Annotated in this window: 22 protein-coding genes; 14 read left to right on the forward strand and 8 right to left on the reverse strand. The window is 69.0% G+C overall.

Annotated elements, in window-relative coordinates; genetic code table 11:
• The first annotated feature begins 104 nt into the window (after window positions 1–104).
• A complete protein-coding gene (locus ABZT03_RS20430; protein WP_356041239.1) occupies window positions 105–1,667 on the forward strand; it encodes an MFS transporter in 1,563 nt (520 codons plus the stop codon).
• A gap of 111 nt (window positions 1,668–1,778) precedes the next feature.
• Here ABZT03_RS20430 and ABZT03_RS20435 read toward each other — a convergent pair whose 3' ends face one another.
• Entirely contained in the window at window positions 1,779–2,327 is a 549-nt protein-coding gene (locus ABZT03_RS20435; RefSeq protein WP_356041241.1) for a hypothetical protein, read from the reverse strand.
• A 277-nt stretch (window positions 2,328–2,604) separates the two neighbouring features.
• On the opposite strand from ABZT03_RS20435, the gene ABZT03_RS20440 reads away from it, so the two are divergent.
• Complete coding sequence (locus ABZT03_RS20440; RefSeq protein ID WP_356041243.1) at window positions 2,605–3,558, forward strand: helix-turn-helix domain-containing protein; 954 nt, start codon at window positions 2,605–2,607, stop codon at window positions 3,556–3,558.
• A gap of 609 nt (window positions 3,559–4,167) precedes the next feature.
• Here ABZT03_RS20440 and ABZT03_RS20445 read toward each other — a convergent pair.
• Window positions 4,168–4,470: a hypothetical protein gene (locus ABZT03_RS20445; protein WP_356041245.1), complete on the reverse strand. Its 303-nt coding sequence runs from the start codon at window positions 4,468–4,470 to the stop codon at window positions 4,168–4,170.
• Window positions 4,471–4,664: 194 nt separating this feature from the next.
• On the opposite strand from ABZT03_RS20445, the gene ABZT03_RS20450 reads away from it, so the two are divergent.
• Together ABZT03_RS20450 and ABZT03_RS20455 are read left to right on the forward strand one after the other, a co-directional pair.
• Window positions 4,665–5,090 carry an Hsp20/alpha crystallin family protein gene (locus ABZT03_RS20450; RefSeq protein ID WP_356041247.1) on the forward strand — a complete coding sequence of 142 codons (426 nt, stop codon included), beginning with the start codon at window positions 4,665–4,667 and terminating at the stop codon, window positions 5,088–5,090.
• A 139-nt stretch (window positions 5,091–5,229) separates the two neighbouring features.
• Window positions 5,230–5,757: a DUF2267 domain-containing protein gene (locus ABZT03_RS20455; RefSeq protein ID WP_356041249.1), complete on the forward strand. Its 528-nt coding sequence runs from the start codon at window positions 5,230–5,232 to the stop codon at window positions 5,755–5,757.
• Window positions 5,758–5,793: 36 nt separating this feature from the next.
• Here ABZT03_RS20455 and ABZT03_RS20460 read toward each other — a convergent pair whose 3' ends face one another.
• Window positions 5,794–6,255, reverse strand: a complete 462-nt coding sequence (locus ABZT03_RS20460; protein WP_356041250.1) for a MarR family winged helix-turn-helix transcriptional regulator — start codon at window positions 6,253–6,255, stop codon at window positions 5,794–5,796.
• Between the two features lie 61 nt (window positions 6,256–6,316).
• Here ABZT03_RS20460 and ABZT03_RS20465 point away from each other — a divergent pair, with 61 nt between their 5' ends.
• Window positions 6,317–7,117, forward strand: coding sequence for an alpha/beta hydrolase (locus ABZT03_RS20465; RefSeq protein ID WP_356041252.1), 801 nt, complete (start codon window positions 6,317–6,319; stop codon window positions 7,115–7,117).
• A gap of 17 nt (window positions 7,118–7,134) precedes the next feature.
• On the opposite strand, the gene ABZT03_RS20470 is transcribed toward ABZT03_RS20465, so the two are convergent.
• The 3 genes from ABZT03_RS20470 to ABZT03_RS20480 form a co-directional block, all read right to left on the reverse strand.
• Window positions 7,135–7,503, reverse strand: a complete 369-nt coding sequence (locus ABZT03_RS20470) for a hypothetical protein (RefSeq protein WP_356041254.1) — start codon at window positions 7,501–7,503, stop codon at window positions 7,135–7,137.
• 87 nt (window positions 7,504–7,590) lie between these two features.
• Window positions 7,591–8,052 (reverse strand): hypothetical protein, encoded by a 462-nt coding sequence (locus ABZT03_RS20475; RefSeq protein WP_356041256.1) that lies wholly within the window; start codon window positions 8,050–8,052, stop codon window positions 7,591–7,593.
• A gap of 220 nt (window positions 8,053–8,272) precedes the next feature.
• Window positions 8,273–8,608 (reverse strand): hypothetical protein, encoded by a 336-nt coding sequence (locus ABZT03_RS20480; RefSeq protein WP_356041258.1) that lies wholly within the window; start codon window positions 8,606–8,608, stop codon window positions 8,273–8,275.
• A gap of 279 nt (window positions 8,609–8,887) precedes the next feature.
• Between ABZT03_RS20480 and ABZT03_RS20485 the strand changes: the two genes are divergently transcribed.
• Both ABZT03_RS20485 and ABZT03_RS20490 read left to right on the forward strand, forming a co-directional pair.
• A complete protein-coding gene (locus ABZT03_RS20485) occupies window positions 8,888–10,135 on the forward strand; it encodes a Twin-arginine translocation pathway signal (RefSeq protein WP_356041259.1) in 1,248 nt (415 codons plus the stop codon).
• Between the two features lie 2 nt (window positions 10,136–10,137).
• A complete protein-coding gene (locus ABZT03_RS20490; protein WP_356041261.1) occupies window positions 10,138–10,455 on the forward strand; it encodes a 4a-hydroxytetrahydrobiopterin dehydratase in 318 nt (105 codons plus the stop codon).
• A gap of 310 nt (window positions 10,456–10,765) precedes the next feature.
• Here the strand turns inward: ABZT03_RS20490 and ABZT03_RS20495 are convergent, their stop codons facing one another.
• Complete coding sequence (locus ABZT03_RS20495) at window positions 10,766–13,912, reverse strand: DUF3427 domain-containing protein (RefSeq protein WP_356041263.1); 3,147 nt, start codon at window positions 13,910–13,912, stop codon at window positions 10,766–10,768.
• 112 nt (window positions 13,913–14,024) lie between these two features.
• Window positions 14,025–14,507: a hypothetical protein gene (locus ABZT03_RS20500; protein ID WP_356041265.1), complete on the reverse strand. Its 483-nt coding sequence runs from the start codon at window positions 14,505–14,507 to the stop codon at window positions 14,025–14,027.
• A gap of 1,668 nt (window positions 14,508–16,175) precedes the next feature.
• On the opposite strand from ABZT03_RS20500, the gene ABZT03_RS20505 reads away from it, so the two are divergent.
• From ABZT03_RS20505 to ABZT03_RS20535, 7 genes are all read left to right on the forward strand, one after another.
• Window positions 16,176–17,651 carry a beta-1,6-galactanase gene (locus tag ABZT03_RS20505; RefSeq protein ID WP_356041267.1) on the forward strand — a complete coding sequence of 492 codons (1,476 nt, stop codon included), beginning with the start codon at window positions 16,176–16,178 and terminating at the stop codon, window positions 17,649–17,651.
• Between the two features lie 129 nt (window positions 17,652–17,780).
• Window positions 17,781–18,797 carry an SEC-C domain-containing protein gene (locus ABZT03_RS20510; protein WP_356041269.1) on the forward strand — a complete coding sequence of 339 codons (1,017 nt, stop codon included), beginning with the start codon at window positions 17,781–17,783 and terminating at the stop codon, window positions 18,795–18,797.
• 212 nt (window positions 18,798–19,009) lie between these two features.
• On the forward strand, window positions 19,010–19,243 hold the full coding sequence (locus ABZT03_RS20515) for a helix-turn-helix domain-containing protein (RefSeq protein WP_356041290.1): 234 nt from the start codon (window positions 19,010–19,012) through the stop codon (window positions 19,241–19,243).
• A gap of 84 nt (window positions 19,244–19,327) precedes the next feature.
• Window positions 19,328–19,846, forward strand: a complete 519-nt coding sequence (locus ABZT03_RS20520; RefSeq protein ID WP_356041271.1) for a hypothetical protein — start codon at window positions 19,328–19,330, stop codon at window positions 19,844–19,846.
• A gap of 147 nt (window positions 19,847–19,993) precedes the next feature.
• The gene (locus ABZT03_RS20525; protein WP_356041272.1) at window positions 19,994–20,767 is read left to right on the forward strand and encodes a class E sortase; all 774 of its coding nucleotides are present in this window, start codon (window positions 19,994–19,996) and stop codon (window positions 20,765–20,767) included.
• 81 nt (window positions 20,768–20,848) lie between these two features.
• Window positions 20,849–21,094, forward strand: a complete 246-nt coding sequence (locus ABZT03_RS20530; RefSeq protein ID WP_356041274.1) for a hypothetical protein — start codon at window positions 20,849–20,851, stop codon at window positions 21,092–21,094.
• Window positions 21,095–21,200: 106 nt separating this feature from the next.
• Window positions 21,201–21,545: a DUF6412 domain-containing protein gene (locus tag ABZT03_RS20535; RefSeq protein WP_356041291.1), complete on the forward strand. Its 345-nt coding sequence runs from the start codon at window positions 21,201–21,203 to the stop codon at window positions 21,543–21,545.
• Window positions 21,546–21,550 lie beyond the last annotated feature (5 nt).

Raw genomic sequence — 21,550 nt, forward strand, 5'->3', positions numbered from 1 at the left:
CCGGTGACGCGGGCCGGGCCGCAAGCGCCGGGGCGTGAGGGCCGGGGCGTAAGGCGCCAGGACACGGGCAGACGGAGGTGGTTCGCTCGACGAGGAGGGAGCCCATGTCCAGCGCCACTGCCACGGCCGGACCAGGCCGTACCATCACCAGCGCCATACCTGCCCGTCTCGACCGCCTCCCGTGGTCGCGCTGGCACTGGACGATCGTCATCGGTCTCGGCACCGTCTGGATCCTCGACGGTCTGGAAGTCACGGTCGTCGGCAACATCTCCTCCCGGCTCTCGGAGCCGGGCAGCGGTCTGTCGATCACCTCAGCGCAGATCACCGGTATCGCGGCCGCCCTGTATGTGGCCGGTGCCTGCGTGGGCGCCCTGTTCTGGGGCCGGATGACCGACCGCTTCGGCCGCAAGAAGCTGTTCATGATCACCCTGATGGTGTATCTGGCGGCCACCGCCCTGACCGCGGTGTCGTTCTCGCCCTGGTGGTTCTTCCTGTTCCGCTTCCTCACCGGCTTCGGTATCGGCGGTGAGTACGCGGCGATCAACTCCGCGATCGACGAGCTCATCCCCGCGTTCTACCGCGGCCGCGTCGACCTCATCATCAACGGCAGCTTCTGGATCGGCGCCGTCGGCGGCTCGCTGCTGTCGATCGTCGCGCTGAACACCGACATCTTCGCGAAGAACGTCGGCTGGCGGCTGACGTTCGCGCTGGGTGTGGTGCTCGGCCTGGTCATCCTCGTCGTACGGCGACACGTCCCGGAGAGTCCACGCTGGCTGCTGATCCACGGCAGGGAACGCGAGGCGGAGGACATCGTCGCCTCGATCGAGCGCAAGGTGGAGGCCGAGAAGGGCGAGCCGCTGCCGCAGCCCGAGGGCGAGATCAGCATCGAGCAGCGGGGGAGCGTCGGCTTCGGGGAGATCGCCCGCACGGTCTTCGCGACCTACCGCAAGCGCAGCGTCCTCGGCTTCTCCCTGTTCATCGGGCAGGCGTTCCTCTACAACGCGATCACCTTCGGCTTCGGCGCGATCCTGACGACGTTCTTCGACGTGCCGACCGGCAACACCGGTTACTACTTCGCGGTCATCGCGGTCGGCAACTTCTTCGGCCCGCTGCTCCTCGGCAAGCTGTTCGACACGGTCGGCCGCCGGGTCATGATCTCCTCGACGTACCTGCTGTCGGGCGTGCTGCTCTTCGGCACGGCCTGGCTGTTCGACCGGGGCTCGCTGACCGCGACCACGCTCACGGCCTGCTGGTGCGTGGTGCTGTTCTTCGCCTCGGCGGGCGCGTCCAGCGCCTACCTCACGGTCTCCGAGATCTTCCCGATGGAGACGCGGGCGATGTCCATCGCCTTCTTCTACGCCATCGGCACCGCCGCCGGTGGTATCACCGGCCCGCTGGTCTTCGCCGACCTCACCCAGTCCGGCCAGGTCGGGGACACGGTCCTCGCCTTCCAGATCGGCGCCGGCCTGATGTGCGCGGCGGGAATCGTCGCCGCGTTCCTCGCGGTGAACGCCGAGCGCCGCTCGCTGGAGGACATCGCCAAGCCGCTGACGGCGGTGGCGTCGTCCTCGTCCAAGGCGAAGGCGAACGTGTCGGGCACGTCGGCGGGGGCGGGTACCTCGGATGCCTCGGGCGCGTCGGGCGCTTCCGGGTCGGCCCCGGCGTAGCAGCGACTCGTCGAACAGGGGCCCGGTGCTGCCGGGCCCCTGTCGGGTTGTTCCGGGGGTCTTGTTCGTTCGGGTCCGCTGGTCCGTGGTCGGGGCCAGGGCCGGGGTCGGTCAGGCGCCCGTGGTCGAGCCGGGCCGGATGATCATCAGCACGGTGACGGTCGCCCACAGCATGTTGAACAGGCCGGTGAACATGGCGAGTTGAACGGTCGCCTGCCGGGTGCTGGGCGTGTTGGGCATGGTGGCCGCGCTGGTGCTGGTGGTGGCGGCGGTGGTCGCCATGGTGGCGGTGGTGGCGGTGCCGGTCTCCCCGTCGCCGGGGGCGAACCGGTCGGCGATCGCCTCCTGCCTCGGCAGGACCAGCGCGGCCAGCACGAGCGCGGCGAGGGCGGTCAGGGCGATCGACACGATCAGCCAGGCGTCGCCGAGGACGCCCATGCTGCTCGCGGTGGCGAACCCGAACACGGGGACGACGACGCCGACGGCGGCGTACACCCGACAGATGCGGTGCAGCAGCAGTACCGTCCCGACGGCCCCGGGGTCGTCGGGCGCGGCCAGGGCCCGGCGCGCGCTGGGCGGGAACATGCTGGCGGCGACGGTGACGGGACCGATCGCGACGATGGCGGCGAGGACGTGGACGGCCAGGAGGAACTTGGTCACGGGGTGACGCTAGGCGAGGCCCGGACCCCGCAGAAGTGGCGGTACTGCCACGGGCCGACGGATTCCCGCCAGGCCGCGTCGCAGGCGTCCGTCGGCCGGGCGGCCGCGTCGCCGTGCCTCCCGCCACCCCGGTCGGTCATCCCCCGGTCGGCCATCCCCGGCCGGCCGTCGGCCGCGACTCGGCCGGGCGGCCGCGTCGCCGTGCCTCCCGCCACCCCGGTCGGCCATCCCCCGGCCGGCCGTCGGCCGCGATCCCGCCTGCGCCTACGATCTCGCCATGCACACCGTGGCCGTACTGGCGCTGGACGGCGTCATCCCGTTCGACCTCTCCGCCCCCGTCGACACCTTCGGCCGGACCCGGCTGCCGGACGGCCGCGCGGCCTACCGGGTACGGGTCTGCTCGCCGGCCGCGGAGGTGAGCGCGGGCCCGTTCACCGTGCGGGCGCCGTACGGACTGGAGGCGCTCGCCGGTGCGGACACGATCGTCCTGCCCGGCGTGGCCGACCCCATGGCCCCGCTGCCCCCGGGGGTCGCCCAGGCGCTGTGCGCGGCGGCGGCGAACGGCACGCGCATCGCGTCGGTCTGCGTCGGCGCGTTCGTCCTCGCCGCGACCGGCCTGCTGGACGGCCTGCGCGCGACGACCCACTGGACCGCGGCCCCGGACCTGGCGGCGAGGTACCCGGAGGTGACCGTCGACCCGAACGTGCTCTACGTCGACAACGGCCAGTTCCTGACCTCGGCGGGCGCGGCCGCCGCCCTCGACATGTGCCTGCACATGATCCGCGGGGACCACGGCTCGGAGGTCGCCGCCCACGCGGCCCGCCTGTCGGTCATGCCGCTCGAACGGGAGGGCGGCCAGGCCCAGTTCATCGTCCACGCCCAGCCGCCGGCCCCCGCGGGCGCGACGCTGGAACCGGTACTGCAGTGGCTGGAGGACCACTGCGACCGGGACGTCACCCTGGACGAGATCGCCGCCCACGCCGGGATGAGCACCCGTACTCTCAACCGCCGCTTCCGCGAACAGACCGGCACCACGCCCCTGCAGTGGCTGCACCGGGCGCGGGTACGGCGGGCCCAGCACCTGCTGGAGACGACCCCGGACCCGGTGGAACGCATCGCGACCCAGGTCGGCTTCGGCTCACCGACCGCCTTCCGCGAACGCTTCCGGAGGGTGGTCGGAACGAGCCCGCAGGGCTACCGGCGGACGTTCCGGTCGGCGGGCGCGTCGTAGGCGACCCCTGCGGGGCCTTTCCACGGGGGTGTCGGCTGGGGCGCGTCGGTCGGCTGAGCGGCGTCGGCCGGCGCCGGGTGGGTCGGTGATCCGCGTCGGGCGGGTCGGTCGCGGACGGCCGGCCTAGGGTGGGTCGGTCGCGCGTCCGGCCCCGGGCGGGTTCGGCCGGCCGGCCCCCGTCGGTCGGGGTGACTCGCGTGGGTCGTCTCGGCCAGGGCGGCCGAGTGGCTCGCGGCGGTCGGCTGACCCGTGCGGGCTCTCGCAGCCGCGGCGGTCGGCTGTCCCGTGCGGGCCTTCTCAGCCGCAGCGGCCGGGCGGCTCGCGGCGGGTCGGCTGACCCGCGTGGGCACTCTCAGCTGCGGCGGTCGGCTGTCCCGTGCGGGCTCTCGCAGCTGCGGCGGTCGGTTAACCCGTGCGGGCCTTCTCAGCCGCAGCGGCCGGGCGGCTCGCGGCGGGTCGGCTGACCCGTGCGGGCTCTCGCAGCCGCAGCGGCCGGGCGGCTCGCGGCGGTCGGCTGTCCCGTGTGGGCACTCTCAGCTGCGGCGGTCGGCTGTCCCGTGTGGGCTCTCGCAGCCGTGGCGGTCAGTTGACCCGCGCGCGGGAGGCGTCTCAGCCGCGGCGGTCCGCGACCGCCCACGACGCGAGGGCCACGGCACCCGCGACCCCGAACACCGCGGGCCAGGCGCCGACCTTCTTGGCCAGCGGGTGCGACCCGGCGAACGCGGCGACGTACGCGGCGGTCAGCGCTCCCGCCGCCCTCCCGCCGGCCTGCTGACGCCACTGCTGCGCCGCCGCGGCCCCGGCGACGGCCAGGACGACCCCGCCGAGCTGCCGCTTCCGGGTCCAGCGGGCCATGCCGTACCCACCGACGAGCCCGCCCGCGGCCACCACCGAGCTGGGAACCTTCGCCATGTTCTGCCTCCTGCGCCGCCCCGCCGCCGTGGCCGCCGGGGCGTCGTCGTCGTACGGTCCGATGCGCCCGAGGCTAACGCGCGCCCGGAACCACGAAACGAACCTGAGTCGCGGGTTGTCAAGTTTCATCGTGCGAGTTATATAAGAAGCGTTAGGGCATCGCACCCAACATCTGACGAGAGGAGTGACCTGTGATGCTCATGCGTACCGACCCGTTCCGCGACCTCGACCGTCTCGCGCAGCAGGTCTTCAACACCACCAGCCGTCCCGCCTCGATGGCGATGGACGCGTACCGCTCCGGGGACGACTTCGTGGTCCACTTCGACATCCCGGGCATCGACCCCGAGACGATCGAGCTCGACGTCGAACGCAACGTCCTGAACGTCCGCGCCGAGCGCCGCTCTCCCGCCCCCGAGGGCGCCGAAACCCTGGTCGCCGAGCGTCCCACGGGTACGTTCACCCGCCAGCTCTTCCTCGGCGACACCCTCGACACGGAACGCATCGACGCCTCGTACGACGCAGGTGTCCTGACCCTGCGCATCCCCGTGGCCGAACAGGCCAAGCCGCGCCGCATCGAGATCACGGGCGGCGACCGCGGCCGCCGGCAGATCAGGGGCTGACGGCCGCCCGTCCCCGGCGGCGTCCCGCAGGCCGTACCGCACACGGCCTGCGGGACGCGCCGGCGCACCACCCTCGTATGGCGCGCCACGCGCCGTTCGCCCTGCGACGACTGGAACGACTGGTGGAGGAGCCCCGCCGATGACTACGACGATCTGGCCGAGCACGACGGAGGAGGGCGCCCGGTCCGGGGTACGGCCCCGCTCGGCCGACGTGCACGACCACCCGCACGGCCGCGACGACCTGGCCCCCGTGAGCGATGTGAGCGACGCCGGCTGGACCCGGCTGGTCGACGAGGTGCGGGAGTGCGGCCTGTATCCGACCCGGGCGGCGGCCGAACGGGTCAGCCGTACGGTCCTGTCGGCCCTCGGCGGCCAGGTGACGGGCGAGGAACGCGACGCCCTGGCCCGCGCGCTGCCCCGGGAGGCGGCGCGGCTGATCGCTTCCCAGGTCCCGGCGGCCCACCCCCTCACGGCGGCGGAGTTCGTGGACGCGGTCGCGGCCCGCACGAGGAGCGCCACCCCTGCCACGGCCCGCTGGGACGTCAGCTCGGTCCTCGGTGTCCTGCCGAAGCTGGTGGGCGACGACCTGGCGACCCGCGTCCTGTCCCGACTGCCGTCCGGATACGCCCTGTTGTTCGTGAAGGCGGAACTGGCCCCGGCGTCGTAGGGAGGGAGAGCGCGCGGGGTGCGAAGTACGTCCGGGTCACGTGGAAGCGCCGGCCCCCGACTCCGTGTGCGGGGCCGGGGCCGGATCCGCGTCCGCCGTGACCCGGCGCAGCAGGTCGAGCAGTGTGACGCGGTCGGCGGCGTCCAACGGGGCGAAGCAGGCGGCGAGCACCTCGTCGGCGATACAGTGCCCGGCCGCCAGGGTCCGCTCACCGGCCGGGGTGAGGTGGTGCTCGATGCGTCGGCCGCCGCCGGGGCGCCGCTCGACGAGGCCGAGGGCCACGAGCCGCCCCGCGAGGGTGCCGAAGGCCTGCTCGCTCTGGAACGTCGCCGAGGCCAGGGCGCGCGCGGACGACCCCGGTGACTCACTGATCGCCCGCAGGGCGTCCCACTGGGCGAGTGTCGTGCCGACGCCGGCGAGGCGGCTGTCGAGCGCGCGGTGCTGCCGGTACTGCGCTCGCTTGACGGCTCTTCCGAGATCCTGCAGTTCATCGGGCATGAGCCCAGTCTAGAGCACGACTAAGCTAGCTTATATAAACATCTTTAGTTATGGTGGTCGCATGCCTACCGACCACAGGCTCGACCTGTACTCAGACCTGTCCCTCACCCTGGCCACGGCCGGCAGCGGCCGTCCGGCCCTCGTCCTGCACGGCGGCGGCGGACCCGCCACGGTCGCCGGACTCTCCGCCCACCTCGCGCGGACCAGCCACACCATCACCCCGACCCACCCCGGCTGGAACGGCACCGAACGCCCCGACTGGCTGACCGGCGTCGACGACCTCGCCCTCACCTACCTCCACCACCTCCGCGCCCAGGGCCTGCGCGACGTCCTCGTGGTCGGCTCCTCGCTCGGCGGCTGGACGGCCGCGGAGATGGCCGTACGCGACACGGCGGGCATCATCACCGGCCTCGTCCTGGTCAACGCCGTCGGAATCGACGTCCCCGGCGAACCCATCCCCGACTTCTTCGCCCTCGACGCCCGCGGCATCGCCGAGCACGCCTGGCACGACTCCGACCGCTACTACCAGGACCCCGCCCTCCTCCCGCCTGAACAACTCGCCGTCACCCGCGCCAACATGGCCACCCTGCGCACCCTCGCCGGCGACCCCGGCATGTACGACCCGAAGCTCCTGAACCGCCTGCGCCACGCCGACGTCCCGACCCTCCTCCTCTGGGGCGAAAGCGACCGCATCGTCACCCCCGCCTACGCCCAGACCTACGCGAACGCCTTCCCCGACGCCCACCTGGAGATCATCCCGAAGGCGGGCCACCTCCCGCACATCGAGCAGCCGGAAGCGACGTTCGCGGCACTCGACGCGTATCTGGACCGGCTGAACTCCACCGCAGCCAGCTCCCGTTGACCACTCCCTGTGGGCTGTCAGAAGGCCGATAACGCGATCCGGCCGGTCAGCAGGACGTCGTGATTCACGAAGAGGGCATCGAGGTCGAAGCGCCGACGGATGTACGCCGTCCAGGTCGCGCAGGGCAGATCGCCGGACCTCACCATCCGCGCCCGGCTGGCCTGGGTGAGAATCCACCGGGCCTGGTCACCGCCGTGGACGCGGCCGCCGAGGTCTTGGGCCAGCCGCCACAACTCCTCGCCGTCCCGGTCCTCGTCAACGACGGCGACGAGCCCGATGTCGCCCAGCCCACGCTCGTCACCGGACCGGGTGGTGTAGGCGACGGTGAGACCGTCGAGGGGAAAGACGGTGACACGGCTGGTCGCGGTCAGCTCGTTGGAGGACACGGGGATGGGTCCGTTCTGGGAAGTGGAGGGCGGTGCCGGGCGAGCCGACCTGGGTGAGCCGACCCGCCCACCAGTGGACAGAGGGAGTCAGCAGCAGGGACCGTCGCCGCAGCAGGCGGGCGGATTGCAGTCGGCGGCCGTTTCCCACAACCGCTCGTCCACCTCGAAGCCGGCCGAGCGGATCCTCTCCACGACCGAGGTCATCAGGCCGCGCGTACGGGTCCTGCTGTTAGGCCGGTGATGCAGGAAGTAACCGAACTGCTCCTGACACCAGTTGGCGTACCAGTCGGTGTGCAGCACGAGCGTGTGCCACCCGGGATCCACCAGCCGCGAGGGAGCCATGGTGGCTCCCGACCGGGACGTCCCCATCACATGAACCAGCGCCAGAGCCTGATCGACGACACGGTCGGCGACGCAACGCTCCAAGCCGTACTCGTCGGCACAGAACGAGGCAAGGGCTTCGAACTCGACGTCGGCGACGAGGGATCGGCCGGTACGGGTGCCGGGACAGGGGCCCGGGCCCGGGCTGGTCGCGAGGGTGATCGTCATCGCGGCGCCTCCTGCGAACTTGTGCGAGTCCTGGGCGGCGTCGGACCGGGCGGCCGTTCGGCCGGGCTTGTGTCGAACACGGCAACACCTCACGTGTGGGGGGAACTCTGGATGGACGGGGGGAACTCCCCTTGAACGCCGAACGCCTGGCGCGCCGGAGGAGAGGCGAGTTGCGGCCCGCCGCGCAGCACCTGGCACGGGGAGGCGGTGGGCGGCGAAATCAGGCCGACGCGTGCTGGATGAGCCGCCGGTGCCCGGCGTCGATCAGGTCTCGCACGGCCTGCGGCCGGCACAGGTCACCGTCGTAGCGCGGCGGAACAACCCAGTACGTTCCGGGCGGTTCGCGCCGATCGATCCGCGGGACCCCGAGATAGGTGTCGTCCCGCAGACACGGAGCACTGCGGTTGTAGTCCCAGACGAGACCGGCATGCCACTGGATGAGCGCGTAGTACGTCGGGCCGGCGGCCCGGTTGTCGTGGATGACGGGTCCGTGGAGGCGCACGGTCAGGGCCTCGGTCACCACACCCGGGTCATCCGAGTCGAGGGCGGCGTGCACGAGCGTTCCCGAGAGTCGTACTGCGGCGAAGCGTCGGCCGAGCGGTAAGAGCGCTACCCCCTGGTTCGACCACTCGGCCCGAGCATGCTCCGGTACAGGGTGTGCCTGAGCGAGCCACTCGGCAATCACGCTGTCAGCTGTCTGGTGTCGAGCACGTTGTGTAGTCACATGAGGATGATGAGTTGCGACAAGTGACGGAACCAGGCCATTGCGTGGCCACGGGCGGCCATGTAGCGGCCATGACCGGTTACACGCGCTGTGACACCTCAGACTGGATACATGGGTCGCAACGACGCGTTGAAAGCGGCGCGGTTACGAGTGGGTTGGCGAAGCCTGGAGAAGGCTGCGGAGAGTCTCACCGAGCACGGGCGTCAACTGCTGGACGACCGGCAGTTCAACGTCTCGGCGCGAACATGGCGCCGCTGGGAAGGCACGACTCCAGGCTGGCCTTCGGAGGAAACGGCGCTCGTGATCCACGACGCCCTCGGCCGGTGGCCGGAGGACCTCGGATTCACCACCCCGCCGGGCTGGATTCGTCCCGAGCAACACGAGGAAGAGGAGCGGGTGAAACGCCGTACGTTCGTCTCGGTCACCGCTGCGGCTCTCGTCCCGGGGCCCGTTGCACTTCAATATGTCGACCCGGCGCTGATCGACTACTTTCAGCAGCAACTCGAGGGTCACTACCGGGCTGACATGTTCCTCGGCCCGCACGACTTGATCGGCACCGTCTCCGCGCAGTACCAGCTCATTGACAAGCTGGTCCGCTCAGCCAAGGGAGAGACCCGACAGGGCCTACTCCGCGCTGGGGCTGCGTACGCGGCGCTTGTCGGATGGCTGTACCAGGACGCAGGAGACATGCACGGAGCCGCTTTCTGGCGCGGAGTCACGCAGGAAATAGCGGTACGCTCCCGCGACCCACACTTGATCGGTTACTCGCTCGTCAATCAGGCCCAGGTTCGCACGGATCTGGGAGACGGAGCGGCCGCGATCGACCTGTGCGAGGCGACCCTTGAGGACTCGCGGCGACTGGTTCCCAAGGTGCGCATCATGGCGATGCAGCAGCAAGCCCATGGCGCCAGCCTCACAGGTGACCGCAGCACGGTCGACCGACTCCTCGACGAAGCCGACGGACTGCTCTCGCGAGTCGATGACGACCTGCCGTGGGGCAACGCCTGCCGCCGCACACCCGGTTACCTCGAAGTGCAGCGCGCCACCTGTTACGGCAGGCTCGGCCTAGGCTCACAAGCGGCATCCTTGTGGAACCAGGTTCTTGAGGGCGTGCCTGCATCGGCGCGGCGCGACCGCGGCGTCTACCTGGCACGGCACGCGACGGCGGCGGCTGGAGCAGGCAACCCAGACGAAGCATTGGAGATCGCTCGGGCGGCCGCCGACATCGCCATCGAGACGCGATCCGCCCGCATGACACGGGAGTTGGTGATCCTGCAACGGAGGATGCGTCCTTGGCAGGATTCGCCGGTCAGCCGGGACCTCGATGGAATTCTGGCACCCGTGATGGAGAGGAGCTGAACGTGTCGGAGACACCGGTACCGCTGACCGAGGAAGAGATTCACGCCGCCCTCCTGGAAACACCCGGCTGGCGCCGTGAAGGCGACGAAATCACCCGCGCCTACGGCATCCGATACCACGGCGGGGTCGCGATGATCGTGCACGTCGCCGACATCGAACGACTTATCAGCCACCACGCGGACATCGACTTGCGCTGGGGAACGGTGCGCTTCGCGATCACAACGCATGACGCCGGGCACAAGCTCACGAATGCGGATTTTGACCTGGCGAAACGCATCGATGGGATCGCCCAGGCACATGGCGCCGAGCCTGGGGACTGAGCACGGCAGAACGCGATGTCGGCGAAGTAGCAGGTCGAGGGGCGGGGCCCGGCACGAGGATGCTGAGCCCCGGACAGCCGCGCTTCCACAGTTCACAGATCGGCCAGATTCACGTTCGGCCTCCGGATCACTGACTTGCTCCAGGCCACACGCTGAGCGCGACCTCTGCCAGGCGTGCCTGACGTTCGCTGATTCCCTCTGGCCGCCATTGAGATTTCCCGGAATCCCAGAGGCTGGAAATATTCGTCTGCGAAGATATCAAGAGAGCTGATTCCGAGTAGCTGGCCGCCTTTTCTGGATACGGGCGAGATCATCCCGTAGCGATAGCCGCGTATGTCCATACATCAGCCGGAAGTTCGTGTCGCAATCGCCACGTGATTGCCATCGGTTTGCTACCCGTGTGCCCCTCGTAGGTCGCAGGTCCCAGGAGCATCCACGGCTGTGACTTCCCGATGTCGGTGTTCTTGTAGCGGCGCATGAACAGGAGGACCTGGCTGCCCTGCTGCCTGTGATTCTGGTAGCGCAGTCCCGTCGGCGAGTTGGCGGCCGTCGCGTTCTGGGATTCCCAGTGGAAGAGCGTTGGACTCAGGGCGTAGTCCTTGTAGCGGATCGTCGGAGAGAAGTCCCTTTCGTTCTTCTCTGAGGTGATGAGGAGGGCGTCTGTCTTGATTTCCTCAACCCACTGGACGCCCTGAGCGAAGGACCGCGGCATCTGACCACCCAGGCGCGCTACGCCGAGCGCGGCAAGGATCTCGGAGCGGTTGTAGGCACTGTGGACCTTCAGGGGGATGCGGCTGTGAATACCCGACAGGGGGATAGGAAAGTGGTCCGCCTGCTCGATGACGTGCGACAGCACTTGTCGGAGCTCGTCACGGAAGGCACTCTGGCCGTGCAGTGACTTGAGACCTTGCTGGTAGCTTGTGAAGCCGCCCGCGTTGTCCCACAGGTTGAAGAACAACATGCGTGCGTACGTCTGGGCGGCTGGGCTCAGTGCTTCGTACGGCGGGGCGTCATCGGCGAGGAGGCGGAGGTATGCCTTTGCCCGGTCTGGGTCGTCGACGTGCAGGAAGGCATGGACGCGCTTGAGGAGGGCGGCTTCTTCCGACGGGGCAACGTCCTTGACGATGCCTGCTCGCCGAATCACGGTCGTCCAGGAGTTGTCGCTCTTGTACAGCTCCTTGATCTCACGTCGGCTTTCGTGGAGGTAGTCGGCGAGTCGGGGTGTGCTGTACGCCTTGACCTCGTTGGCCAACGTCTTCACTGTGGCGCCCAGTTGGGTGCGAATGTTGTCGAGCACAAGCTCCTTCGACTTGCCTTCCAGGATGATCTGGCATCCGGAGGGAAGTTGCGGGAAGTCGTGCTCGATGTGATCGACGAGCCGGTTCCTCGAAAGGTTCGTCAGGGCCCGGAACTGTGCCTCGAAACGGAACTCCGCCCTGTGTTGACCGATGAAGTCAAGAATGGTGAGTACTGGCTTCGACTCCGTGCGACGCAGTCCCCGGCCAAGCTGCTGGAGAAAGACGGTGGCACTGTTGGTGGGGCGCAGGAGCAGCAGCGTATCGACGTCAGGGATGTCGAGGCCCTCGTTGAACAGGTCGACGGAGAAGATGACTTGGAGCTTCCCGTCGCGGAGGTCAGCTAGCGCCTGCTCGCGTACGCTGGCGGGCGAGCCACTGTCCAGCGACGCGGCCTTGAAGCCGGCCTCGCGGAAGAAGTCGGCCATGAAGTGGGCATGCGCCCTGGTCACGCAGAAGCCCAGGGCACGCATGGCTCCGGGGTTGGAGACCTTGTCTCGAATCTGCTTGACCACGATGCGGGCGCGGGCGTGGTTCCCTGTGTAGAGATCTCCGAGCTCGCTGTCGACGTAGGTTCCCCTGGTCCACCCGAAGTGCGTCAGATCTGTGCCATCTGGAACCCCGAAGTAGTGGAAGGGACACAGCAGGTCGTTTTCGAGCGCCTCCCAGAGCCGCATCTCGGCCGCGATGCGACCGTCGAAGAACTCGTCCTGCACCGTGAGGCCGTCCATCCGCTCAGGCGTGGCGGTAAGGCCCAACAGCTCCTTGGGGTTGAAGTGGTCGATAACCCGACGGTAAGTGGCAGCGGTGGCGTGGTGGAACTCATCGATGACGATGATGTCGAAGTGGTCAGAGGTCAATTGTTCCAGGCGTCGGACGTTGAGGGACTGGACACTCGCGAAGACGTGGTCCCAGGCCTGCGGCTCTTGACCACCATGGAGCAGTTCGCCGAAGGAGGCGTCGTCGAGGACCTCTTGATACATGCGTAGCGACTGCCTGAGGATCTCCTTGCGGTGGGCCACGAACAGCAGCCTCGGATGTGCGGCACCAAGCTTCTTGGACAGACTGCGGTAGTCCAGGGCTGCCATTACGGTCTTGCCGGTGCCGGTAGCCGCGACAAGGAGGTTGCGATGCCGCCCACGGATCTCTCGTTCCACGCGGAGCCGTTCGAGCATGTCCCGTTGGTGCGGGAAGGGGCGCACTTCTAGGCCTGAGAGGTTAATCTTCAGGTCGGTCGAAGAGGTGCTACCGCCTGCTTGGGCTAGGGCTCGATCGAGGCGTTCGCCATGAGAGTCGGGGTCGTACGGCTCGAAGGCGATGTCATTCCAGTACGCGTCGAAGGTCGCCTCGAACTTCTTGAGGACCGCGGGCGTGGCGATCGACGACAGCCTTACATTCCACTCCAGGCCATCGAGCAATGCGGATTTCGACAGGTTGGAGCTGCCGACATACGCGGTGTCGAAGCCGCTCTTCCGGCGAAACAGCCAAGCCTTCGCATGTAGTCGAGTCGATCGAAGTTCGTAGTTGACCTTGACCTCGGCGCCGAATTCACGGACGAGCCGGTCGAGGGCGTGGCGGTCAGTGGCACCGATGTATGTCGTCGTGATGACACGGATCCGCACTCCGCGGTCCTTGGCGGCGCGGAGGGAGTCCTCCAGGACGCGAATGCCGTACCACTTCACGAAAGCGCAGAGCAGATCAATGTGGTCTGCGGTGGCCAGTTCGGCTCGCAACTCCGCGCCCAGGTTCGGGTCCTCGGGCGAGTTCGTGATCAGTGAGGTCTCGGAGAGGGGTGTGAGGGGGCGCATCGCATAAACCCCCGGAGCTTCCTGCTCGGCGAGAGCCAGTAGCTGTCGTGGGCCCTCGACGATGGCACTCGCCGCCCCGGCATCGGAGTCATCAGGCGTTGCGGCAACCAGTGACCGCAGGATGTGGTTGGCGGCGGCGACCCGCTGGTCGTGCGGCAGCTGACTCAGCCTGCGGCTTACGGCCTGACTGATGTGACGAGCCAGCACATGGGGAGAGGACTCGGCGCTGACCTCGGCGTCGATGGCCTTCCAGCCAGCAGCCTCGAACTGCGCCAGTTCATCGTATACGTCGTGGGTGATCAGCTTCTCGTAGACGCCTGCGACCGGCTGCCTCAGATCCTGCGGCTTCGCCACGGCTGCTCCCTTGATCACCTGTGTTGAGATGACTCAGTTCTAACAGCGGCCACTGACAAAGCGAGACGTTCTGTGAAACCTGTTCGGGTTCGAGGGTTGGGTACCCACGCGATCAGGCCAACGCCCCCAAGATCCGCTCGTCCTGGCGGTTGCGGTCCTCCAGGCTGAGCAGCAGGGCGCGTTGGACGGCGGGCTGCTGGCGTTGCAGGGCCTTCATGTAACGGATGCGCCAGGGGATGACGTACGTCTTGGACAGGCACGTGGTGACGACGGAGGAGGAGGGCTCGATGAGCTTGGTCTCGCCGACCATCTCGCCGATACCGCGGAACCTGGTGATCGTGGGGGTGCCGGGCTCGGTGCCGAGGGGGAAGCGGTCCTGGCGGATGCAGCCCTGCACGATGATGAAAACGTGCTGGTCGGTGGAGGTCAGCGGGAGCGGCTGGTCGCGTTCGTAGGAGCGTATGCGCTGGTCCCAGTTCTGGATCATCGTCGTCCAGGCCGGTGCCGGCAGGTGGTCGAGGAAGCTGCCCTCGGGCATCTTCGTCCGGCCGAGGACGAGGTCGCTCAGGCGGGGGGCGTCGGTCTTGGCCGGCATGCCGTCACGCCTCCCGTCGGCGGGGCCGGTCGCCGGGCACGAGGACGGCCGGGAGGACGGCCGGGAGGACGGGCGTGGGGACGGGCGGGAGGACGGGCGCGGCGGGGGCCGCGTGGTGACGGTGGGTGGTTTCTGCACGGTTGTGGCTCGCGCGGCGCGTACGCGTGACGATGCCACCGCTGACGGCGGTACACATGCGGCCTGATATCCCTTTTTTCCGTTATGGAAGGGTGCGCCCGCGCAGGGACGGGCGCACCCGGTTGGTGGGTCCAGCGCCCTCTCCCGCGTAGTCCCCCCGGTTGTGGTGTGACCGGGCGGCGCATGGCGAGAACGTCAGGCCTATAACGCTACCTCCAGCCGCAGCGGAATATCCAGTCACCTAGTACGCGGCGATCGTCTTTGCGTGAAGCCCTGGTGAAGGCGCGCAAACACCCCAACGGCAGGGATTTCCCTCGGGCCCGACGAGGAGGTCCGCATGTGGGGCACATCCCAGAAGCCGGGAATTCCACGAATCGAGTCGTGCATGGAAATATTCGAGAAGAGAATTCCTGGTATATGCGAGCAGGTCCGGCGACGCATATCAGATGAGCGGTCGACGGCCCAGATGGAGTGGGTCACATAAGAAGGGAGGCCCCAGAGCACCACACCCCGAAGCCTCCCGATAGGGCTGGACCCACCAAGGTTCAGACCTGTGTCCAGTTAACACCCTCGACCGGCCGGGAGACACGGCGTCGCAAAACCCCTTGGGGAGAAACCCCCTCAGGTAGGGCAGTCGACCCAAGATCTGCCGCCGCAAACGGAGGAATCTCATCCGCTACGAGGCGTAGCGTATCGCGGACCGATAAGTACGTTCTGCACCCTACGCCCCTTTCGTGCGCGCGAGCGATTGACGGCGATGCGGAAGAGTGGATCACTCCTAGCCATTTCTGACCACCGTTTGGCTGACTCTGAAGAACTAGGAAGGATGACCTAACCGACCGCCGCGCTCGCCCAGGAGTTCGACCCCAGAACTTAAATCCGCAGTTAAACCCGCTTTAGTGAAATCCGATCGGCAATCAGAAGAATGCTGACACCGTAAACCGCTCCCGAAAATCAGACAGATTTTCATTTCAGTGAAGGCGGGGCATTGCCGCCCATCGGTCCGGTTCACCGCGCGACAGTCCGGCACTAAATGTCGATTCATGGCCATGACCACTTGCGTGCGCCTCACGACGACGACCCCCGGGCGGGGCGGCACCAAAACTTTCCGCCCGTCAGGCGTGCGCGATAAGCGACCGGATATCTTCATCCAGCGCCTCACCGGCAGTCAGAAGTCACTCACCATGCACATTTGGTGACTCTTGGTTACTTCCACCGGAGGGCGGCCGTCGCAATGAGTAGCCATTGCGCTGCCGGCATCGAACGGCTCGCCGCGATGTCTCACGCCGGCCGGGTCCGCCCGCGCCCGTCCGACATCCCGAACTCACTTCCTCCATAGGTTTTAGAAAGGGCTGTCGGAACTATCGACAAGCTCACCGCGGCACCCCGATGCTTCCTGATGGCATGAACGGGACAGGCCACGACGCCGGTTCGGCAGCCGGTTCAGGGACCGGCCACCGGGCTCGTCGCGAGTTCGTCGAGAGCTCACCGTGAGCTCGTCGGCGGCTCCTCGATCGAAGCGGAGACGTCATGATCCGACGCAGAACCCTGCTGGCCGCGGCAGGCGGAACGGTCCTCGGCAGCGCCCTGGCGACGGGCACCGCGCACGCGGACGCCACCATCGCCGTCACCCCCGGCACGTCGTACGGCACCTGGGAGGGCTGGGGCACCTCACTGGCCTGGTGGGCCAACGTGTTCGGCGCCCGCGACGACTTCGCCGACATCTTCTTCACCACCAAGTCGGTGACGTACAACGGCACGACGCTCCCCGGCCTCGGCCTCAACATCGCCCGCTACAACCTCGGCGCGTGCAGCACCAACAGCGTCGGCGGCGCCACGATGACGGCCTCGCCCAACATCCCCGCCTTCAAGCAGATCGAGGGCTACTGGCAGGACTGGAACAACGAGGACCCGACCTCCTCGGCCTGGGACTGGTCGGCGGACGCGACCCAGCGGGCGATGCTGGTGAAGGCGACCTCGCGCGGCGCCACGACCGAGTTGTTCGCCAACTCCCCGATGTGGTGGATGTGCAGCAACCACAACCCGTCGGGCGCCTCGGACGGCGGCAACAACCTGCAGACCTGGAACTACCGCCAGCACGCGTCCCACCTGGCGGCCGTCGCGCTCTACGCCAAGAACAACTGGGGCGTGAACTTCGCGACGGTCGACCCGTTCAACGAGCCCAACTCCAGCTGGTGGACGGCTACCGGCACCCAGGAGGGATGCCACATGGACGCCACCGTCCAGTCGGCCGTACTCCCCTACATGCGCAGCGAGTTGGACAAGCGCGGCCTGACGGGCACGCGCATCTCGGCGTCGGACGAGACGAGTTACGACCTGGCGCGCACCACGTGGAACTCCTTCAGCTCCACCACCAAGGGGTACGTGAACCGGGTCAACGTCCACGGCTACCAGGGCTCGGGCGGCCGGCGCGACCTGCTGTACACCGACGTGGTGACGACGGCCGGCAAGGCGCTGTGGAACTCGGAGACCGGCGACAACGACGGCACCGGTATGACCATGGCGAGCAACCTGCTCTACGACTTCCGCTGGCTGCACCCGACCGCCTGGGTCTACTGGCAGGTCATGGACCCGTCGACGAACTGGGCGATGATCGCGTACGACGCGAACACCCTGGCGGCGGGCGCCGTGACGACGAAGTACTACGTGATGGCACAGTTCAGCCGCCACATCCGCCCCGGGATGAAGATCCTCGACACGGGCGTGAGCTACGCCGTGGCCGGTTACGACGCGAGCGCGAAGCGCCTGGTGATCGTGGCCGCGAACACGGCCGCCTCGGCCCAGACCCTGACCTTCGACCTCTCCCGCTTCACGACGGTCACCGGCGGCTCGGGGGGCGTCGTCCCCCGCTGGAACACGCTCACGACGGGCGGCGGCGACCTCTACAAGGCGTACACGAACACCGCGCTGAGCGGGAAGACGGTGGCGGTGCCGTTCGCGGCCAAATCGGTGCAGACGTTGCAGATCGACGGCGTGACGATCTGATCCGAGTCGCTCAGGGCGAGGCGGAGTCGGGGGTGTGCGCGGGCCGGCGCGGCGCGGAAGCAGGTGTTCACCAGTCGCTGGCCTGCGCATACCTCTTCTTTGTCGGTGGTCGGCAGTACGGTGTCACCCATGCGCCCCGACACTCCTGCCGAGAACGTCGACCACACCGCCGAAGCGGCCCGCCTGGAGCGGACCGCCGGCCTGTATCCCGAGGACGCGGAAGCCCTGCTGGTGCAGGCCGCGGCCCATCTGGAACTGGCCGGCGACCGCCCCGCCGCGACCGCGCTCTACGACCGCCTGCTGTCGTCGCCCGACGGACTCGAAGACCCCCATCTGGTCCGGGCGCTGAAGGCGTCCAACCTCTGGGAGTACGACCACGAGGCCGAGGCCCGCGCGATCATCGAGGGCATCCGCTCGTCGTCCCCGCGGGATCCGGCCCCCTGGGTCATCGTCGCGGAGTCCCTGGAGTCGCACGACGAGCTGGAGGCGGCGCAGGACACGTTCACGGAGGCCGTACGACTGCTCCTCGCGGACGAGACGGAACCCCCGTACGCGACGCACCCGCTCCTCTTCGGCCGCCACCGGGTCCGGCGCATGCTGGGCGTCGGGCACGACGACTGGGACATGCTCGCCGACACCCTGCACTCCTCCCCGGTGTCCCTGGACGAACTCCACGACCCGAAGCGCGTCTGGTCCCTCGGCTCGGACAACCCGGCGGAACTGGAGGCGGAGATCTCCCGCCTGCGCGCGGAACTGGGCACGTTCCGCGAGGCCCTGTCCCGCCCCTTCCCGGTCGCGGTCCTGCACTGGCCGGCCCCCGAACTCACCGAACTGGTCGAGGCGTACCCGTCCCTGTCGGCGGAGTACCCCTCCCACGAGGAACACCTCGCGACGATAGAGGCGGCCCTCAGAGAACTCGCCGCCTCCGGCACGGCGAACCTGGGCATCGTCACGGGCACGGTCCCGTCCTACGAGGCCTTCGCAGCCTCGGAACTCACCTCCCCGCAGGACACGACCCTGCTACCGCAGTACGCGACGACACTGGCGGCGAGGGGGCGCGCGGTTGCTTGGCCACCGCAGAGGGGGGCGGTCTGCTGGTGCGGGTCGGGGCGGGGGTATGGGGGGTGTCATGGGGTGGGGGCGTAGCAGCGCCTGACTTCGGGATCGGCACCTGAGGGGGGCGGAAGTCCTTCAGTCATGGCTGAGGTGCGCCCTCCTCTTCGCCCACAAGCCCCGCGACGAGGGCTCGTCGTTGCACCTCGCCCGGGTCCGCTACCACGTGGGCCCCACATCAGACGCATCGCTGAACCGCCCCGCGGTACGCGACCTTCGCCCAGTCCCCGTTCCAGCGCGTGAGCATGCTCCTGGCGCACCTCGCGGAGACGGCCGGCGTTCCGGAGCCGACCGTCTCGCGCCGTACCGCCATCAGCGGCCCGACGCAGAAGGACCTGGCCGCGTCCCTCCAACTGGGCGTCTCCACCGTGGAGAACGCGATCCGCACCCTGCGCTATCACGGTGCGCTCGAGGCCCGCTACCGCAAGTTCATCGTGCACGATCTCGACGCCCTGCACCACAGCGCCACCGGCACCTGATCGTCGACCCCGGACCCACCATCCCGAACGCCGCACTCACCACCCCGACTTCGGGTGTGCGGCGCCCTCGCAAAGGACCACAGCATGCTGCTCAGCTCCCTCGTCTCGGCCGCCGACCCCAGTACGGCCGCCCTCTACGGCACGGCCGCCACCTGTTTCGTCACGGGCGGGCTCGGCGCTCTCACGCTGACCCACCACAAGCAGGCCCTCGCCTGGGTGAAGGACATCCGCAGGAAGGACGAGGACACCGCTGAACTCCTCGCCCCCGCCGAAGCACTCGAGGCCCTCTACAAGGAGCAGTGCGGACTGGCCAGGAAGCCCTGTACGGCGAAGGACTTCGCCGAGGTGAGCCGGATCGCCCACATGATCAGGGGCCGCGTCGAGCACACCGGGACCATAGGCGCCGACCTCACCAAGGTCGTCGAACGCGTGGAGCACTACCTCCAGACCGCACTGCCCGAGCCCGCCACCCCGGCGCGGATCGCCCTCGCGGACCACGAGATCCGCATGGTGCAGGCCATGAGGCAGGAGGCCGCGCGCATCGACTTGGAGCGCACCGTCACCAACGCCCAACAGAAGATCAACAATCTGCGGCGCGTCTGAACCCGGGCCCGGAGCGGCGGAGGGCCTGCCCGGCCCAGGGCGGGTCCTCATACCGGGCGGGCGGGGTCCCCGGAGCAGGCGCGCGGGTCTGGTGACTTCACGCGGCTCGTCCTATCGTGCGGGCGGCTTCGGGAAGGAGGCGTGATCGTGCGGCTGCACGTCGTGCACCACGGCATCCTGCGGCGCCGCGCCCGGGGGCGGCGCGTCCTGTGGACCGGCGGCGAGCTTCTCGTCACGGTCGGGCTGGTGCTTCTGCTGCTCGTCGTCCACCAGTTGTGGTGGACCAACCGGCAGGCCAGACAGGGCGCCGAGCGGAAGGTGGAGGCGCTGGAACGGGAGTGGGGCGCCGGCTCGCAGAGCCAGGGTGGCGGGGGCGGCGGGGACTCCGGTGCGGCGCCGGGTGGCGTTCGGGGCGGCGCCGGTCGTCACGGGGCCGGGAGCGCCAGCGGGGCCGTGTCGACGCCCGGCCGCTCCCAGGCGTACGCCGTTCTCACGATCCCCCGCCTCGGTCTGCGCGTCCCGGTCGCCGAGGGTGTCGGCAAGCAGTCCGTCCTCAACAAGGGGTACGTCGGTCACTATCCCGGCACCCAACAGCCTGGCCGCGCCGGGAACTTCGCGCTCGCCGGGCACCGCAACACCCACGGCGAACCCTTCCGGTACCTCAACCGGCTGACCGTCGGGGACAGCGTCCGGGTCGAGACCGCGAGCGCGACCTACACCTACGCCGTCGACACGATCCTGCCGCAGACCTCCGCCCGCGACTCGGGCGTCCTCGCTCCCGTACCCCGGTCCACCGTCCGACCCGCCTACGGCTACCAAGTCCCCGGCGACTACCTCACCTTGACCACGTGCACCCCCGAATACACCTCCCGCTACCGGCTGGTGGTCTGGGGGAAGCTCGTCTCCACGCGACCGCGCTGACCGCCGTAGCGAGATCTGCGTACTGACCGACCGGGGCGTCGAGCTGTGGCCCGTCCTGCGCTCCCCCGGCGTGTGGGGACCGTGCACTTCAGTGAGACCCGGCTGCGCTCGTTCCGGCACGCCGACCGCGCCACCGGGTTCGGGTCGTACGGCGAATGCCCCGCCCGCGGAATCGTCGTAGCCGTCGAGGACGTCCTCCTCGCACCGGGCCCCGGCCTCGACCCGGACCCGGCGGACCCGGTCGGCCGCGTCCTGCTCAAGCCGAAGCGACTGCTCAAGCCGAAGCGACTGCTGCAGCCGATCGAGACGGAACCGGCCGCCGTCTGACGGGGTCCTGTATGTATGACGGGCACAAGTGCGAGAGGAGGGACGGTCGATGATCCGCAACCGGACCGTCGCGCGCCCCGCGGCCTTGCTGTCGCGTCCCGTCGCCCTGCTGCCGCGTTCCGCCGCCGGGCGACCCCGTCCCGTCGCCCTGCTGCCGCGTTCCGTCGTCGTGCCGCCGCTTCTGTGTCTGCTGCTTCAGCTCGCGCTGCTCGACACCGGCAGCCTCTCCGCGACCGTCGCGCTGGCCGCGACCGCCGCGGCCGGCACCGCGCTCGCCGTCTGCTCCCTGCTCACCGCGCGCTGCGCACCCGCGGTGCCACACACCCGGGTCCGTATGGCGATCCGCGACCGCGCCCGCCGCACGGCGTTCCTGCCGCAGCGCGACCCCGACGCGGCCGGCCGCCGCAGGCCCCGAGCGCCGGGACAGGCCCTCCGGACGACCGCCGCGTAGGGCAC

This window comes from Streptomyces sp. NPDC005574, assembly GCF_040605435.1.
In the GTDB taxonomy this organism is placed as follows: Bacteria; Actinomycetota; Actinomycetes; order Streptomycetales; family Streptomycetaceae; genus Streptomyces.